This is a genomic window from Pseudomonas sp. SIMBA_068 (assembly GCF_046534705.1).
In the GTDB taxonomy this organism is placed as follows: domain Bacteria; phylum Pseudomonadota; class Gammaproteobacteria; order Pseudomonadales; family Pseudomonadaceae; genus Aquipseudomonas; species Aquipseudomonas putida.
The window spans coordinates 1-265 of sequence record NZ_JAWRYI010000710.1 but is presented as its reverse complement, the minus strand read 5'-3'; the positions used below and the strand labels follow the sequence as shown (position 1 = coordinate 265).

The 265-nt window shown below is 41.9% G+C and carries 1 protein-coding gene; it reads right to left on the bottom strand.

Features of this window, described 5'->3' with window-relative positions; all coding sequences use genetic code 11:
- Positions 1-265, bottom strand: a 265-nt coding sequence (locus SB756_RS31085) for an AIR synthase-related protein (RefSeq protein WP_410913372.1), incomplete at both ends; no start/stop codon positions are given.

Genomic DNA, 265 nt, shown 5'->3' with positions numbered 1-265 from the left:
CCGTTTTCTTGTAACCAGTTAAAAACACTTGGCCACTGCCAGCTATCGCCTTTAACCACAGCTTTAGCTGATGCAGGTAATACGCGTGGAATATTTTCCCAAAAGCCACCGCCAGTAATGTGCGAAAGGGCATGCACGTCAACGTGCTTAAATAACTCAAGTAAAGGTTTAACGTAAATACGTGTAGGCTCTAATAAATGCTCGCCTAATGTTTTACCATCAATTATTTGATTGGTGTCGGCGTTAGATACCTCAAGTACTTTAC